The 14,165-nt window shown below is 65.1% G+C and carries 13 protein-coding genes; 7 read left to right on the top strand and 6 right to left on the bottom strand.

Going from position 1 to position 14,165, the window contains the following annotated elements:
* Positions 1-11 precede the first annotated feature (11 nt).
* The 4 genes from ACEWQZ_RS04695 to ACEWQZ_RS04680 are packed head-to-tail and all read left to right on the top strand — an operon-like array spanning position 12 to position 2,093.
* The gene (locus ACEWQZ_RS04695) at positions 12-326 is read left to right on the top strand and encodes a metalloregulator ArsR/SmtB family transcription factor (RefSeq protein ID WP_476481907.1); all 315 of its coding nucleotides are present in this window, start codon (positions 12-14) and stop codon (positions 324-326) included.
* Positions 323-1,024 carry an SdpI family protein gene (locus ACEWQZ_RS04690; protein ID WP_476481906.1) on the top strand — a complete coding sequence of 234 codons (702 nt, stop codon included), beginning with the start codon at positions 323-325 and terminating at the stop codon, positions 1,022-1,024. The genes ACEWQZ_RS04695 and ACEWQZ_RS04690 overlap by 4 nt, the downstream gene beginning before the upstream one ends.
* 59 nt (positions 1,025-1,083) lie before the next feature.
* Complete coding sequence (locus ACEWQZ_RS04685; protein ID WP_476481905.1) at positions 1,084-1,329, top strand: hypothetical protein; 246 nt, start codon at positions 1,084-1,086, stop codon at positions 1,327-1,329.
* On the top strand, positions 1,326-2,093 hold the full coding sequence (locus ACEWQZ_RS04680; RefSeq protein ID WP_476481904.1) for a YggS family pyridoxal phosphate-dependent enzyme: 768 nt from the start codon (positions 1,326-1,328) through the stop codon (positions 2,091-2,093). Before ACEWQZ_RS04685 ends, ACEWQZ_RS04680 begins: the two co-directional genes overlap by 4 nt.
* 18 nt (positions 2,094-2,111) lie before the next feature.
* Here ACEWQZ_RS04680 and ACEWQZ_RS04675 read toward each other — a convergent pair whose 3' ends face one another.
* Positions 2,112-2,744, bottom strand: coding sequence for a glutathione S-transferase family protein (locus ACEWQZ_RS04675; protein ID WP_476481903.1), 633 nt, complete (start codon positions 2,742-2,744; stop codon positions 2,112-2,114).
* Between the two features lie 151 nt (positions 2,745-2,895).
* On the opposite strand from ACEWQZ_RS04675, the gene dauA reads away from it, so the two are divergent.
* Entirely contained in the window at positions 2,896-4,689 is a 1,794-nt protein-coding gene (gene dauA, locus ACEWQZ_RS04670) for a C4-dicarboxylic acid transporter DauA (protein WP_476481902.1), read from the top strand.
* Here the strand turns inward: dauA and nei are convergent.
* From nei to ACEWQZ_RS04655, 3 genes are read right to left on the bottom strand one after another with little or no spacing between them, the layout of a single operon-like run.
* Positions 4,631-5,464 carry an endonuclease VIII gene (nei, locus tag ACEWQZ_RS04665; protein WP_476481901.1) on the bottom strand — a complete coding sequence of 278 codons (834 nt, stop codon included), beginning with the start codon at positions 5,462-5,464 and terminating at the stop codon, positions 4,631-4,633. The two genes, dauA and nei, sit on opposite strands and share 59 nt — an antisense overlap.
* 4 nt (positions 5,465-5,468) lie before the next feature.
* Positions 5,469-5,819: a hypothetical protein gene (locus ACEWQZ_RS04660; protein WP_476481900.1), complete on the bottom strand. Its 351-nt coding sequence runs from the start codon at positions 5,817-5,819 to the stop codon at positions 5,469-5,471.
* Positions 5,820-5,863: 44 nt separating this feature from the next.
* On the bottom strand, positions 5,864-8,710 hold the full coding sequence (locus ACEWQZ_RS04655) for a hypothetical protein (RefSeq protein WP_476481899.1): 2,847 nt from the start codon (positions 8,708-8,710) through the stop codon (positions 5,864-5,866).
* Positions 8,711-8,806: 96 nt separating this feature from the next.
* Between ACEWQZ_RS04655 and ACEWQZ_RS04650 the strand changes: the two genes are divergently transcribed.
* Both ACEWQZ_RS04650 and ACEWQZ_RS04645 read left to right on the top strand, forming a co-directional pair.
* Positions 8,807-10,147, top strand: a complete 1,341-nt coding sequence (locus tag ACEWQZ_RS04650) for an amidohydrolase family protein (RefSeq protein WP_476481898.1) — start codon at positions 8,807-8,809, stop codon at positions 10,145-10,147.
* Positions 10,148-10,250: 103 nt separating this feature from the next.
* The gene (locus ACEWQZ_RS04645) at positions 10,251-10,835 is read left to right on the top strand and encodes an N-acetylmuramoyl-L-alanine amidase (protein ID WP_476481897.1); all 585 of its coding nucleotides are present in this window, start codon (positions 10,251-10,253) and stop codon (positions 10,833-10,835) included.
* Here the strand turns inward: ACEWQZ_RS04645 and ACEWQZ_RS04640 are convergent.
* Both ACEWQZ_RS04640 and ACEWQZ_RS04635 read right to left on the bottom strand, forming a co-directional pair.
* The gene (locus tag ACEWQZ_RS04640) at positions 10,832-12,367 is read right to left on the bottom strand and encodes a phospholipase D family protein (RefSeq protein WP_476481896.1); all 1,536 of its coding nucleotides are present in this window, start codon (positions 12,365-12,367) and stop codon (positions 10,832-10,834) included. The two genes, ACEWQZ_RS04645 and ACEWQZ_RS04640, sit on opposite strands and share 4 nt — an antisense overlap.
* A 70-nt stretch (positions 12,368-12,437) precedes the next feature.
* Positions 12,438-14,138 carry a serine hydrolase gene (locus ACEWQZ_RS04635; RefSeq protein WP_476481895.1) on the bottom strand — a complete coding sequence of 567 codons (1,701 nt, stop codon included), beginning with the start codon at positions 14,136-14,138 and terminating at the stop codon, positions 12,438-12,440.
* Positions 14,139-14,165 lie beyond the last annotated feature (27 nt).

Here is a 14,165-nt window from a genome sequence, read left to right as displayed (position 1 = left end):
AAATTAGATCCATGACGGATCTGTTCCAGGCGCTCGCCCACCCGGTCCGGCGGGCCGTGCTGAAAAAACTGCGAAGCGGGCCGCTTTCCGCCGGCGAGCTGGCCGACGAGTTTCCAGTGTCGAAACCGACCATGTCGCGCCACTTTGCCACCTTGCGAGACGCCGGGCTGATCCAGGCCGAACGCATCGGCACCACCATCCGCTACCGGCTCAACGTCTCGGTCGCCGAAGAAGCCATGAGCGCGCTGATGAGTATCCTCGGCGCGGGCAAGAGCCAGGCGCATGAAAACGAACGTGAAAAAGAACAGGAACAGGAGAAGGAATGATGGTTCGCAAGGGTTTGCTGTTCTCGATTCCGCTGTTTGTCGCGATCGCACTGCTCGGCCTGGCCGGCTGGCTGATGACCCCCGAGGGTCAGGCCATTGCCGTGCACTGGAATATGGCCGGTGAGGTCGATCGCACCGCCGGGCCCATCGAGGCCTTTCTTGCCATTCCGGGCATCGCGCTGGTATTGATCGCGATCTTCGCGATCGCACCGGCCATCGACCCGCGCGGTCGCAACCTGCAGCGGTCGAAACCGCTGTGGCTGGCCGGCTGGCTCGGCTCGCTGTTCATTCTGGCCATCGCGCAGGGCGTCATTACCCTCTCGGCAGTCGGTCTGGTCGAAATGAGCGGGTCGACCATGCCCAGGCTGATCGGCAGCGTCGTCGCGGTCTTCATCATGGTCATCGGCAACGCGCTGGGCAAGGCGCGACCGAACTGGTTTGCCGGCATCCGTACGCCATGGAGCCTGTCGTCGGATCGCAGTTGGGACGTTACGCACCGCTGGGGCGCGCGCCTGTTCATGGCCGCTGGCCTGATCTCGCTGCCGGCGCTGTGGATCACGGAAGGCCAGACCGCCTGGATCGTCATGGCCGCAGCCGTTGCAAGCGCAGCACTCGTGTCGACCGTGCTGTCCTACCTGGTGTGGCGCAAGGATCCCGAAAGGGAAACATACAGCGCCGACAACCACGACGGAACCTGACGCTGCCCGGTCAGGCCAGTGGGCCAGCAGGTTCAAGAACTGATCAGAAGGAAAACGCCATGCCCGATGCAAGCACACCGCCGCACCAGGACCAGGGTCTGCAAACCCTGGCCAGCCCCTGGTCGGTCAGCGAGACCATCGACCGGCTCGAAGCCGCAGTGCGCGCCCACGGGGCAACGGTCTTTGCCCGCATCGACCACGCTGCGGCCGCCGGGCACGCGCTGGCACCGGGCGCACGCGCGGCGCTGGCCGATGAAATCGGCAAACTCGTGCAAGATACCTGCGGAGGCCGGGCCGAACAGTGAGAAAAAGCGACTCGAACGCCCACCACCAGGCCGCGGCCGATGGCGTTGACATTGCCGGCAACCTCGCCGCGGTCAAGCGCCGGATCGCGGCCGCCTGCCAACAGGCTGATCGCGACCCGGCCGAGGTCACGCTGCTGCCGGTAAGCAAGACCGTCGACGAGCGCCGCATGCGCCTGGCCTGGCAGGCCGGCTGCACAAGCTTTGGCGAAAACAAGGTCCAGGAGGCTCAGCGCAAGGTCGAAGCCCTGTCCGACCTGGACGCGCGCTGGTCGATCATCGGCCACCTGCAAAGCAACAAGGCCAAGTACGTGGCCCGCTTTGCCCACGAGTTCCAGGCGCTGGATCGAATAAGGATTGCCGAAACGCTCGAACGGCGCCTGCAGATGGAAGGCCGGAGCCTGGACGTATTCATCCAGATCAACAGCTCGGGCGAGGTAAGCAAGTACGGCCTCGAGCCCGATGACGCGATCGATTTCGCGCACGCGCTCAAACCCTTCTCCGCCCTGCGGGTGCGCGGCCTGATGACCCTGGCCGCGCTGACCAGCGATCGCTCGCGCGTCAGAGACTGCTTTCGCCTGATGTACCGGCTTCGGGAACGGCTGCGCCAGGACGGACCGGTCGATATGCACTTCGATGAGCTATCGATGGGCATGTCCGGCGACTTCGAGATAGCCATCGCCGAAGGCGCCACGGTGGTCCGCGTCGGTCAGGCCATTTTCGGGCCACGGCCGCTGCCCGACAGCCATTACTGGCCGTCGAACTGACTGGACCCAGAGCGCTCTTCAGCCCTTGATGGCCGGGCGGTTGGAAACGCGTGCATGCCAGGCCGTGAGCGCCCTGGCTCGGGCGGGCATTTCCATCTTCAAGCCCCGCAGGCCAAAATCGAGAGCGACCAGCGCGGTGATATCGGCAACGCTGAACTCGTTGCCGGCAACGTGATCATGCGCGGTGAGCATACCGTCAAGGTCGTGCATGAACCAGTCGAAGCGCTGACGCCCTCTTTGCGCCAGCTCGGCAATCTGCGCGACCGGGCGCCGACCCGGCAGTGCGCGGTCCTTGAAGCCCTCGAGCGAATTGCGAAAGCCTTCCATGACGGCCAGCAGACCGTTCATTTCCACCCAGCGATCACGGTCATCGATGCGGGCGCGCTCCTGCGGCGTCACTCCGAGCAGCGGCGGCTCGGGCTTCAGGCCTTCGAGATGGCGGCATATGGCCGCGCTGGAGCCCAGACGCAGTCCATCATCGAGCTCGAGCACCGGCAGCGTGAGATCGGAGTGAACAGCGGCGAACGCTGGCGTCAGGTGTTCACCCTTGCGCATGTCCACGAAAACCTGCTCGATCTCCAGGCTTTTTTCGGCGAGAAACAGATGAACGCGGCGCGGGCTGGGCGCCTCCGGGAACGTGTAGAGTTTCATGACCTCACCTCTTTTGCTGCGTACGCCAGGCTGGCAAGCCGTCGTCGGGATGGCGCTCACGATCCCGGGTGGCGACCAGATTGTCGGCTGACGCCGACCGAGTCAAGCGCAGACGCGGGCCGGCACTCTCCAGCGCTATAATCAGGGGCCTATGACTGCACCCTCGAACTTTCTCGATCGATCCCCTTTTTCAGCCCTGATCGACACCCTGCGCGCCGGTTACGGGCTCAACGAACTCAAACGCGACATTCTTGCCGGGCTGACCGTCGGCATCGTGGCCATTCCGCTGGCCATGGCGCTGGCAATTGCCATTGGCGTGCCGCCGCAGCACGGTCTGTATACGTCCATTGTTGCCGGCTTTCTGATCGCTGTCACGGGCGGCTCGCGCTTCAACATCTCCGGCCCCACCGCCGCCTTCGTGGTGGTACTGATGCCGGTGGTTGCCGAGCACGGCCTGGGCGGATTACTGCTGGCCACGATGATGGCCGGCCTGCTGCTGGTGCTGATGGGCGCCACCGGCCTGGGCCGAATGATCCGTTTCGTTCCCTATCCGGTGGTGGTCGGCTTCACCGCCGGGATTGCGGTGGTGATCGCCACGCTGCAGATTCGCGATCTGCTCGGACTGGTTGCCACCGAATCAGGTGGGCATTTCCTGGAGCAGGTTCACGACATCGTGCTGGCACTGCCGAGCACCAGTTTTCAGGACCTGGCCGTGGGCCTGCTGACCCTGGGCATTCTCCTGGGCTGGCCGCGCCTGAAAAGTGCCGTACCCTCGCCGCTGATTGCGCTGCTTGTTGCCGGGCTGGGCGCCTGGCTGGCGGCGCGTTACTGGCCGGGCTTCGAAGTGGCCACGATTGCCAGCCAGTTCAGCTACGAGCTGGGCGGCGTCTCCGGACAGGGCATTCCGCCGGGGCTGCCGCATTTCAGCCTGCCGTGGCATCTTCCCGGCCCGGACGGCACACCGCTGCAGCTTGATTTCGCGTTGCTGCGCAACCTGTTTGGCCCGGCCCTGGCCATCGCCATGCTCGGCGCCATCGAGTCGCTGCTGTGCGGCGTGATTGCCGACGGCATGACCGGGACCCGACACCGCCCCAACTCGGAGCTGGTCGGTCAAGGTATCGGCAACCTGGTCGCCCCCCTGTTTGGCGGCATCACGGCGACCGCTGCCATTGCGCGCACCGCAACCAGCGTGCGCTTTGGTGCGGCGTCGCCGGTAGCGGGGATGGTACACGCCGCCGTTGTGCTGCTGGCGATGCTGTTCTTGGCCGGCATCCTGTCGCAACTGCCCATGGCGTCGATGGCTGCCCTGCTGCTGGTCGTGGCCTGGAACATGAGCGAAGCCGGACACTTCCTGCGCATACTCAGAACCGCTCCGGGCGGAGATGTTGCCATCCTGCTGACCTGCTTCGGCCTGACGGTGGTCTTTGACATGGTGGTGGCCGTGGCCGTGGGTGTGGGGCTGGCGGCCATGCTGTTCATTCAGCGCATGGCCGACGTGACCGCCTCGCAGCCGATGATCGGCAAGGAAGGCGGCCTGCCGCGGGACCTGCCAACCGACCTCGCCGCCTACCGGCTGCGCGGGCCGATGTTCTTCGGCGCGGCCGAACGCGCGCTGGCCACCCTGCACCGGCTCGAACCGGAAGTGCAAATGGTCATCCTCGACATGCGCGAAGTGCCCAGCATGGACATGTCGGCCATTGTCGTTTTCCAGTCCATGCTCGAGCAGCTTGCCAAACGCAAGGTCGGCCTGATCGTCACCCACGCCGAGCCGCGCATCATCGTCAAGCTTCGGCGGGCCGGCATTCGCCGCGTCAGCCGCCAGCTGACCTTTGCCCGTGACACGGCGCACGCGCTGCGCGTGGCCGAGCGCTGGCGAGACCGGCCAATCAAAAAGCACGCCGCCGGGCCTGACAGCTCGGACAGCAATACAGGCGCCGACCACTGACGCTGATGCGCTCGATCGGCGTATTGCAGGCATGGCAGACCTGACCGTCGCGATTGAATACGTAATGCCGATAGTCACGCCGCGGCCAGCCGGCGTGCTCGAGTTGCACGATGCGATCGGGATCGTTGGTCAGCCCGCCGGTCTCGGCCGAGCGCCACATCAGCCCATGGGCGGCTGCCGCCAGCCCCCATAACGCAGCATCGTCGAGATCGCGCAGTCGATGCTGCCAGTGCAAGCCGGCGACGTACAGGATTTCCGAGCGCAGATAATTGCCCACGCCGGCCAGAAAGCCTTGATCAAGCAGTAGATGGCCGAGACGCTTGCCGCCGAAACGATCCTGGCTGATCCACTCGGCCACGCGCTCGACCTCCGCGCCGCTGGAAAGGATATCCAGACCGGCCCGGGCGATGAAGGGGTGCTCGCCGAGCCTGCCGGACTCGATCACCAGGATTTCCGAGGCGCTGTAGAGCAGCGCCGAGCGCTCGTCGGTGGATAACGCCAGGCGCAGCTGCCGGCGGGTATCGGGGCGGCGCCCGGCCGCAGCGAACATCCAGCGCCCGTAGAGCTGATTGTGGGTATAGATCGTGGTGTCATCAGCGAAACACAGCAGCAATGCCTTGCCCAGCGTCTCGACCCGTGCCAGGGGTTGGCCAATCAAGCGCTGCGACCAGGGCTTCAGGCGCTCGAAGGCAAACCATACCTCTTCCAGCGGGCGTTGCCCCACCGCAGCGGCGATATCGCGCGCGGCACGGTACATCTCCGGCCCTTCCGGCATGCGGTTACAGTCCCAGCGCCACGATCAGCGCTGCCAGTGCAGCCAGACCCAACGCCGTGATCGTCAGCCAGCGGATCAGCGTGCGCCGGGCAATCTCCGCGCCCTCGTCTTCGAACCGCTGGAGCTCGTGCTCGTCGAGCGCGGTGGTGGCCCGATGATCGGCATCTTCGAGCAAGGCAGCGGCATCCTCGGCCTGCTCGCCCAGCACCGCCCACAGCGCAGCCCGAAACCGGCCCCGATGCGCCAGATTGAGCCGCAACGAGGTCATGTCCGTGACTTGAGTAACGATACCGCGTGAACGCAGGAAGGCGGCGCGCTCCTCGGCCTGTGAACGCGAAGGGTATCTGGCAATCATCTGCATGCATTGCACGCTACCACGATTCCCAGGCGGCGGGCGGTTCAGGCCTCGACAGTATGGCTGAAGCGCAGTTTGCCACCGGCGTCGTAGAGCCGAATGCGCCGCCGCTCGAGCAGACCGAGAAACGGCGGCTGCATGCGTTGTTCGTCGACGCGGGACTCCAGCCTGACCAGCCTGGCGTGCTCGCTGAGCAGCGTCGAGCGTACCAGCTGGTAGAGCTCTTCACGGCCGCTGTCGCCGGCGCCGGGCTCACCGCCCCGCGCCTGTCGCAGCTCCTCCAGCGCCTCGACAACACTCACGTCCCACAGGCGGATGTTGTTCCAGGTGGTGGTGAATTCGCGGAGGGCCGCGCGTGCGTCGGGAACCCGATCAACCAGCTCGGCAAACTCCCGAAGCTGCCGTGGCAGTTCAGCCAGCCCGAGAAGACCGCAGTCCGGATTGAAGTGCAGACGATTGACCTGCAGGTAGGACAGCATCCGGCGCCGCCGCGCATTGGCGGTCTGGCGGTCAGCGCGCTCAAGTCGGGTTGCTTCGGCGCGCAGCAGGGTTTCAGCCGTGCGATACAGCTTTGCCACCCGGCTGCGCGTGACCTGGTCGCGGCGGAAATCGCAGACCAGATGGTCGAGCATCTCGATCACCCGCGGGTCCAGCCATACAGCCAGGCCACTGCTGTTGTCCCTGGCGTGCTGCACCAGAGGCGTGATTCGCTTCTTGTCGCTGACGGTCTCCGAACGCAGGCTGACGACATCCAGCAGGCGGCTGTCGCACTGCTGCATTGCCGTTTCGAGCTGCTGCATCACCCCCGCGTCCACGCGCCCTTGCCGCTTGAGACGAATGGCCTCGGCCAGATGGCGGGCAACATTCTCCTGAGCGCTTTTCCGACGCCGCAGACGCCGTGCTTCTTCTTCCGGCGGCAGGCAGTCGATGAGCGAGCCGTAAACGATTTCCCACGCCGTCGTGCCGCGGTTGGCAATATCCTGCTCCAGCAAGAGCGCATCGATTCGGGGCAGCACCCCCTTCTGCTGCCGCAGCGCGGTGGGCTGCGTTCCTTCGCTCAGACCCAGGCTGGTGAATTTCCAGCTCGAGTAGCGAATCGAGGTTGGCAGGCCCTCGCCCTTCGCCAGGTTGTCAATGGCTCCTTCGCGCCCGAAATGAATGCCGGAGAAATCTCCTTCGAAGGTGGCTTCACCATCCATCAGCCCCTCCAGCTCGGGAATGGTCAGGCTCTCCCAACCCTTGTGTCGTGCCTTCTTGAGCGCGCGATAGGCGGGCCCGGGCTGGTTGACGATATTTTCCGGCTTGAGATCGCTGTGCGTGACGTCATCTTGCAGCAACTGGTAGCCATTGCGGAACAGGTTGGCGGCCATCCGCAGTCGATGGCTGAGCGAGCAGTCCTCGAGCAGGCGGCGGCGGGCGACCATGTCCGACAGCATGCCGTGCTCACTCCAATCCAGCACCGTCAGCATCAGCTTGTGTTCATAGTCCACGGTCACCTGGTGCAGCAACGGCCCGATATTGCGGGTGAACAAGCGGGTCCAGTTCTGCTCGAAGAGTTTCATGGCCGAGGCCGGAAAAATGTCGCGCGTATACCTGCGTTCGCTGAGAAGCCCGGTGGCGGCAGCCAGGATTTCGCCCGCAAGCTCCGGGCAGCTGTCTGCCTGCGCCATCAGCGCCGGCACCTGAACCCCGTGAACGTACTGATGCGCCTGAGCCAGACGGACCAGATCGCCGGCTGACTCGAAGGGCACCGCCTTGACGGCGACCCGATGCGAACCGCTGCGGTAGACCGCCACGTTGCGGTGGCTGCCAACCACCCTGGGCGCGTCATTGCTGTCTCGCTCCAGCGACCACTCCAGCCCCTTCATGACAAAGGACTCGTGGTTGTGGAACCAGGCCTCGCACTCGCCGGGCCCGCCCCAGATTCTCTCTTCGGCATTCTTGCGCCATGAGCGCCGCTCCAGGCTGTTGAGCCGCTCGGCGCTGCGGCTTTCGACAAACGCGCGAAAATGCCGCTCCACGTTTCCGCCGGCCGCCGCGAACATGACCTTGCCGCTGGCCGTACGCAAGGCAGGCCCGCGTGAATTGCCCACCAGCACGTGCGTGATCGACTGTGAATGACTGCCGTCTTCCTGTCGGTGGGGACGCACCGACAGGCGCAGGGAAATCGGTCCTTCCTCGGGGGTATGCGCACTGAAGTCGTAATCATGCATGGCGCGCTGAAAGGCATCGCGCCCGCCGCCGGGAGAACGCCGCTGTTTGACGATATTGTGGTTGAAGGTCTGGATCGCCGCGAGCAGATCGAACTCGCTTGCATCTCTCTCGGGCAGGATCAGCTCGTTGAACCACTCGGCCAGCTCGAGATTGCAGTCGCTTTGTACGGCCATGAGCGCAAACACGCGCCGAAAGTAGGCCGAGCGCAAGCGTTCGGAGTCGCGAACCTGTTCCACCGTATGACCACGGCCTTCCAGGTAGAGCGGATCCTCGATGCGCGCATACAGCCGTGTATGGCCGAGATTCAGCTCGTGTGCCGTATCCCCCTCAGCCGATGCATAGCGAAACGTCAGCTCCACGTATGTCACCGCCGGATCATCGGTGGGAAAGATCCGGCGCGGCCGGGCCTCGAGATCGGCAAACGCGGCGGTACCGAGCGCAGAGTCATCCTGCCCGGTGCGGTGTTGAACGAGCGGAATCGGCGGCACACGGCTGGCAAACTCCTCCACCAGCGCCCGCTCCCGCCGAAGCTGTCTGTGCAGGGCAGCAGCGGACAACTCCCAGTCCTGGGGGGAGCGCGACAACAGACGTTCGAGCGGGTTGGCGATCAAAATGGATACAGTCTGCAGGCCGATATCAGCCGCAAGCACTTTACTGGAGGGGGCTGAATGCGGCAAGTCGGCCGGGCACCAGGGCCCCACTTTCGAGCGCGCGGGGAGACATCCGTTACACTCGAAGCTGCCATTCGATCGTTCTTGCGCGAGGAGCCAACCATGTGGAGCCGAGTATCCATCGTCCTGACCGCAGCGCTGCTTGCCGGGCTCGCTCATGGCGAGAGCCTTGTTTTCGAAAATGTTCGCCTGGTCGATATCGACCGGGCGACGGTGTCCGAACCGATGCACTTGGGCGTTCGCGATGGCTTCATCGTCGCGGCCGATTCGATTGACACCGCCGTTGCCAGCGAGGTTGTCAGCGACGCCGGTTACCTGATTCCAGGCCTGGCGGAAATGCACGCACACGTACCGCCAATGCTCGACGGCGAGCAGCACGTTCACGACACCCTGATGCTGTGGCTGGCCCACGGCATCACCACCATCCGCGGCATGCTCGGCGAGCCCGGCCATCTGGCGCTTCGCCAGAAGCTGGCCGACGGCCAGACTCCCGGCCCGCGCCTGATCACCTCCGGCCCGTCGTTCAATGGCGGCTCGGTCTCGTCGGCCGAGGACGCCCGGCGCATGGTGCTGGCCCAGCACGAGGCCGGCTACGATTTTCTCAAGCTGCACCCGGGCCTGTGGCCGCAAGCCTTCGATGCCATCGCCGGCAGCGCCGACGCGCTGGGCATCGGCTATTCGGGGCACGTCTCGGTGGCCGTGGGCCTCGATCGCGTGCTGGAGTCGAGCCAGGGCACGATCGATCATCTCGACGGCTATGCTCAGGAGATGGTGCCGGAAAACCATGAGCTCCACGGTAGCGACCCCGGCTTGTTCGGAGCAAACCTGATCGCGGCCATGGACGCGGGCCAGATCTCCGAACTGGCGCGGCGCACGGCCGATGCAGGCATCGCCAACGTGCCCACCCAGAGCCTGATCGAGAACTGGGCCACCGGCGATATCGAGGCGCTGATGAACCGTGACGCCATGCGCTGGATTGCGGCCGACACCGCCGCGCGCTGGCGCGAGCGCATCGGCCGGATGCGCGAAAGCTACAGCTCCGAAGAAAATGCCGAGCGCTATATCGAGCTGCGCCGCAGGCTCATCAAGGCCCTGCACGAGGCCGGCGCGATGATCCTGGCCGGCGCCGACTCGCCGCAGATCCTGAGCGTGCCCGGCGATGCCATTCACCATGAGCTTTCGCTCTACGTCGCCTCCGGCCTGAGCCCGGCGGAGGCGCTGGCAACCGCCACGACCAACGTGGCCGAATACCTCGGCGAAACCAACCGCGGATGCCTTAAGCCGGGCTGCGTGGCCGACCTGGTGCTGCTCGAAAACAATCCGCTGGACGATATCGACAATACGCGCTCGATCCTGGGCGTGATGCGCGCCGGGGCATGGTTTGATCGCAAACGCCTCGACGCCGCGCTGGATGCGATCGCATCTCGGGCAAGTGACAGCTGAAAATCAAAACCCTTGAAACGCAAAGACGCCAAGCGAAAACTTCGGAAAAAGAAATCCTGAACCACGGAAGACACGGAATTCACGGAATGGAATTTCTTGGGCCATGACTACTACCGTACCGCTGGACATGAACTGCAACCCGCTGAGCTACGTCGACCGGCTCGACGAGCGCCCGCTCGCGTCGATCGAGCTGGTGGTGATTCACGCCACCGAGCTGCCGGATCTGGAAACGGCGCGCGAGTACGGCGAGCGGATTCACTACCAAGGTTCGCAGACGGGCAACAGCGGGCATTTCTACATCGACCGCGACGGTTCGGTTCATCAGTGGGTGGCGCTCGAGCGGGTGGCGCACCACGTGCGCGGCCACAACCGGAACTCGGTCGGTATCGAACTGGTCAACCGCGGGCGCTGGCCCGACTGGTTCGACAGCCGCCATCAGGACTGGCCGGAAGATTACAGCACCGCCCAGATCGAGGCCTTGATCCTGCTGCTGTCAGAATTACGATCCAGGCTGCCGGGGCTGCGCCATATCGCCGGCCACGACGAGCTGGATACCGGAACGGTCGCGGCCAGCGACGATGCAGCCATCGAAGTCCACCGCAAACTCGATCCCGGCCCGCACTTTCCCTGGACCCGGGTGCTGGACCGCGTGGCTCTGGAAAGAAACGCGGGGCTGAGCAGAGGTTAAAGCAACCACTCGACCGGCAGCCAGCCGACCACAGTGATCGCGGCATTCTTCCAGGCATTGCTGCCGGGCTCGCGCTCAAGCGGCGCAGCATTGGCGTCAGCAGCGTCGGTCCAGACCATCCCACCGCCGCGATTCTGGACCTTCCAGGCCAGTCCGGCCAGGCCCTGGTCGAAGGCCCGGTGCAGACCTCCGGCCATGTGCTCGCTGTGAATGAGCACGCCCATTTCCGTATTCAGGCGTGCCGAGCGCGGGTCGAAGTTGAATGAACCCACGAAGATGCGATCACCGTCAACGGCGAAGGTCTTGGCGTGCAGGCTGGCCGCCGAAGAACCGAACGGCCCGAGGATGTCCGACGGTTTGGCCGGCGCGGCGGCCGGACGCAGCTCGAACAGTTGCACCCCGGCCGCGAGCAGATCGTCGCGCCGCTTGGCGTAGCCGGCGTGAACGGGCAACACATCGGTGGCGGCCATGGAGTTGGTCAGCATCCGCACGCTCACGCCGTGTTTTTCCAGACGGGTGAAGGCCTTGACGCCTTCCTCACCGGGAACGAAATACGGCGATACCCCGTCGAAACGCTCCGAGACATCCCCCAGCGCTTCTGCCAAATGACCGGTCAGCAGGTCCTTGCGCGGCAAAGCACCAAGCCCCTTGGCCGGATCATCGCTGACCAGAGTAGCCCGGGTCCATTCAAAATCCAGCGCGCCTTTGGTGATCTGTTCGAACAACTTCGAAGCCTCGACCACCTGCCGGTAATGCGCCATCTGCTCGCTGTCGCGGAAACGCGCCAGGCTCTCGCCGACCGGATCCCGGCTTTCGCCGGCAGCAACAATTTGGTCAGCCGGATAGGCCGACCGGCTATTCCAGTAGCGATCGAAATCCCGGGAGATTTCAGGAACGATCTGGCCGACGGTCAGTACGTCGAGGTCAACAAAGAGCGCGGCCGAGCCGGTGCCGAAGTACTCATCGCCGACGTTGCGCCCGCCGAGAATGCTGACACGATTGTCGACGGTAAAGCTCTTGTTGTGCATTCGGCGATTGAGGCGGAAAAAGTCGAAGCCGTAGGAAAGCGCCTTCAGGGTGCGCAGGTTGAAGGGGTTCCACAGCCGCACTTCGATGTTGGGATGCGCGTGCAGGGCCGCGAGCTCGGCATCCAGCCCGGCGGTGCCGTTGTCATCGAGCAGCAGGCGCACGCGAACGCCGCGGTCGGCCGCGCGCTTGAGCCGTTCGAGCAGCAAGTAGCCGGTCAGATCGCCGTGCCAGATGTAGTACTGCGCATCGATCGACGAGCTGGCGGCATCGGCCAGCAACAATCGCGCGGCGAAGGCGCTGGCACCGTCGGAAAGCGACACGACACCGGACCGTCCCGGATGCCGGGACGTCTCCGCGGCCACCGATTCGGCCAGCCGGCCCGCGGTTGCGGGCGCCAGCGCAGTCGTCGGTTCAGCCTGGTGGGCCGGCAGCGCGAACAGCCATCGCGCCACGATCACCGCCAGCAGGCTGACGCAAACGGTAATGAACAATATCCAGAGCATTCGACGTATCACGCAGACTTTCCCGCAGATTCCCGCAGCACCACCGGCCCAGCAACCGCTATCGACAAAGCTATTGTTGCCTGGCCCTGATGACCGGGCCTTCGATCGTCGACAAAATCAGCGCTCCGGTCGAATCGATGCGGTAGCGCTCGATGACCGACAAGAGCGTCAGTATGGCTTGCTCCTGATTCATCAACGCCTCGGGACAGGCCATTTTCGTCGTGCCCGTCGGCGACAGGCTCAAGCGCCCGCCTTCCTGGGCCTGGTAGCTGCCGATGATGCGGTTGCAGGTGGCGTTGCCCGCCAGGCGACCGTCCGGCAAGAACTCGAGGCTGGCCCGGGTGTCGTCGATCACGCCGCGACCGGCCACATCCTCGATGATCCACTCACGTCCGCGCAGCAGCGCATCATCATGGGGCATCGGATTCTTGTCCATCAGGTAGCGGGCCACCGCCCGGTAGGCCGGCAGCGAGGTCGCGTCGTTGGCGGCATTGGCCGCGACCGGATGCGAAGCGAAACGCACGATGACCATGTCGGCGGCCGGGTCGATCCAGATCGTCTGGCCGTGAACGCCGCGCGCGGCGAACGCGCCGTGCTCGTCATGGCTGTTCCACCACATGCTCGCGTAGCTCCAGCCCGGCAGCGTGTCGTAGCCGGCAACGGCGAACTTGTCGGGGTCGCCGCCGCGCCGGATGCTGGCGATGGCCTGCGGCGGGACGATCTGGTCGCCGGCCAGGCGGCCGTCATCGAGCATCAGCTGCCCGAGCCGGGCGAGATCGCGCAGGGTGGCGTTGAAGCCGCCGCCCGCGAACGGCGTGCCGATGGAATCAACGGTGTAGAACGCCTCGCGCTCGGTGCCGATGCGGCTCCAGATGCGCTCGGACAGCAGCTCGGCCACCGACTGACCGGTCGTGCGCGCAATCAGCCAGCCGAGCGCGTCGGCGTTGACGGTCTTGTAGCCGAAAGCCTGGCCGTGGCGCCCGCTTTTTTCGACCGTCTGCAGGAAATCGAAATAGCTGCGCGGCCCGTCGTAGCCTTCGGGCTTGGGCAGCGGGCTGCCGGCCTTTGCGTAGGTCCAGACCTCGGCGTCGGGGTCGCTGTAGTCCTCGGAGTAGTCCAGGCCGGTGGTCATGTTCATGACCTGGCGAACGGTCGCCTCGCCGAAGGCGCTGCCCTGAAGTTCGGGAATCAGATCGCCGGCCCGGGCGCGCTCGTCGAGCCGGCCTTCGGCCACCAGAATTTCAGCCAACAGGCCGGTCAGCGACTTGGTGACCGACATGGCGCCGTGCAGGCTGCGCTCGGTCAGGCAGCCGGCGTAGCGTTCGTACACCACCCGGCCGTGGTGAAGCACGATCACGCCGTCGCTGTAGTTGGCGTCGAAGGCTTCGTCCCAGCTCATCGTCTTGTCGCTGCCCATGGGCGCAAACGTCACCTCACCGATCGCCGGATCGATTGCGCGCGGCAGCGCTCGGGCCGCACCGCTGCTGTTATCGACGCCGACGGTCGGCATCAGCTCGCGAAAGTGGCACACCGTCCAGCGCAGCTTCGGGAAAGAGAAATAATCCGGGTCGGTAAAGCGGATGAGCTTGTCATCAGGCGGCGGAAAACCCTGCATCCAGCCGAGCTGTTCGGGATCGGAGCCCTGGGCCGTCGCCGGCGATTGCGAGGGCTGCCGACGCTCGTCCGGGCCGGCATCCTGCGCGGGCGTGGTCGCGCAGCCGACGCTCGCGGCGGCCGCAGCCAGGGCGATGGCGCGAATCAGATGCTGCATGAGACCTACTCCTGTGCTTTTGATTTT

This window comes from Wenzhouxiangella sp. YN1 (assembly GCF_056324145.1).
This window is presented reverse-complemented; position numbering and strand designations above follow the sequence as displayed.

Coding starts and splice junctions, on each gene's coding strand:
- ACEWQZ_RS04695 (WP_476481907.1), top strand. CDS start 12: ATGACGGATCTGTTCCAGGCGCTCGCCCACCCGGTCCGGCGGGCCGTG.
- ACEWQZ_RS04690 (WP_476481906.1), top strand. CDS start 323: ATGATGGTTCGCAAGGGTTTGCTGTTCTCGATTCCGCTGTTTGTCGCG.
- ACEWQZ_RS04685 (WP_476481905.1), top strand. CDS start 1,084: ATGCCCGATGCAAGCACACCGCCGCACCAGGACCAGGGTCTGCAAACC.
- ACEWQZ_RS04675 (WP_476481903.1), bottom strand. CDS start 2,744: ATGAAACTCTACACGTTCCCGGAGGCGCCCAGCCCGCGCCGCGTTCAT.
- dauA (WP_476481902.1), top strand. CDS start 2,896: ATGACTGCACCCTCGAACTTTCTCGATCGATCCCCTTTTTCAGCCCTG.
- nei (WP_476481901.1), bottom strand. CDS start 5,464: ATGCCGGAAGGGCCGGAGATGTACCGTGCCGCGCGCGATATCGCCGCT.
- ACEWQZ_RS04660 (WP_476481900.1), bottom strand. CDS start 5,819: ATGATTGCCAGATACCCTTCGCGTTCACAGGCCGAGGAGCGCGCCGCC.
- ACEWQZ_RS04650 (WP_476481898.1), top strand. CDS start 8,807: ATGTGGAGCCGAGTATCCATCGTCCTGACCGCAGCGCTGCTTGCCGGG.
- ACEWQZ_RS04645 (WP_476481897.1), top strand. CDS start 10,251: ATGACTACTACCGTACCGCTGGACATGAACTGCAACCCGCTGAGCTAC.
- ACEWQZ_RS04640 (WP_476481896.1), bottom strand. CDS start 12,367: ATGCTCTGGATATTGTTCATTACCGTTTGCGTCAGCCTGCTGGCGGTG.
- ACEWQZ_RS04635 (WP_476481895.1), bottom strand. CDS start 14,138: ATGCAGCATCTGATTCGCGCCATCGCCCTGGCTGCGGCCGCCGCGAGC.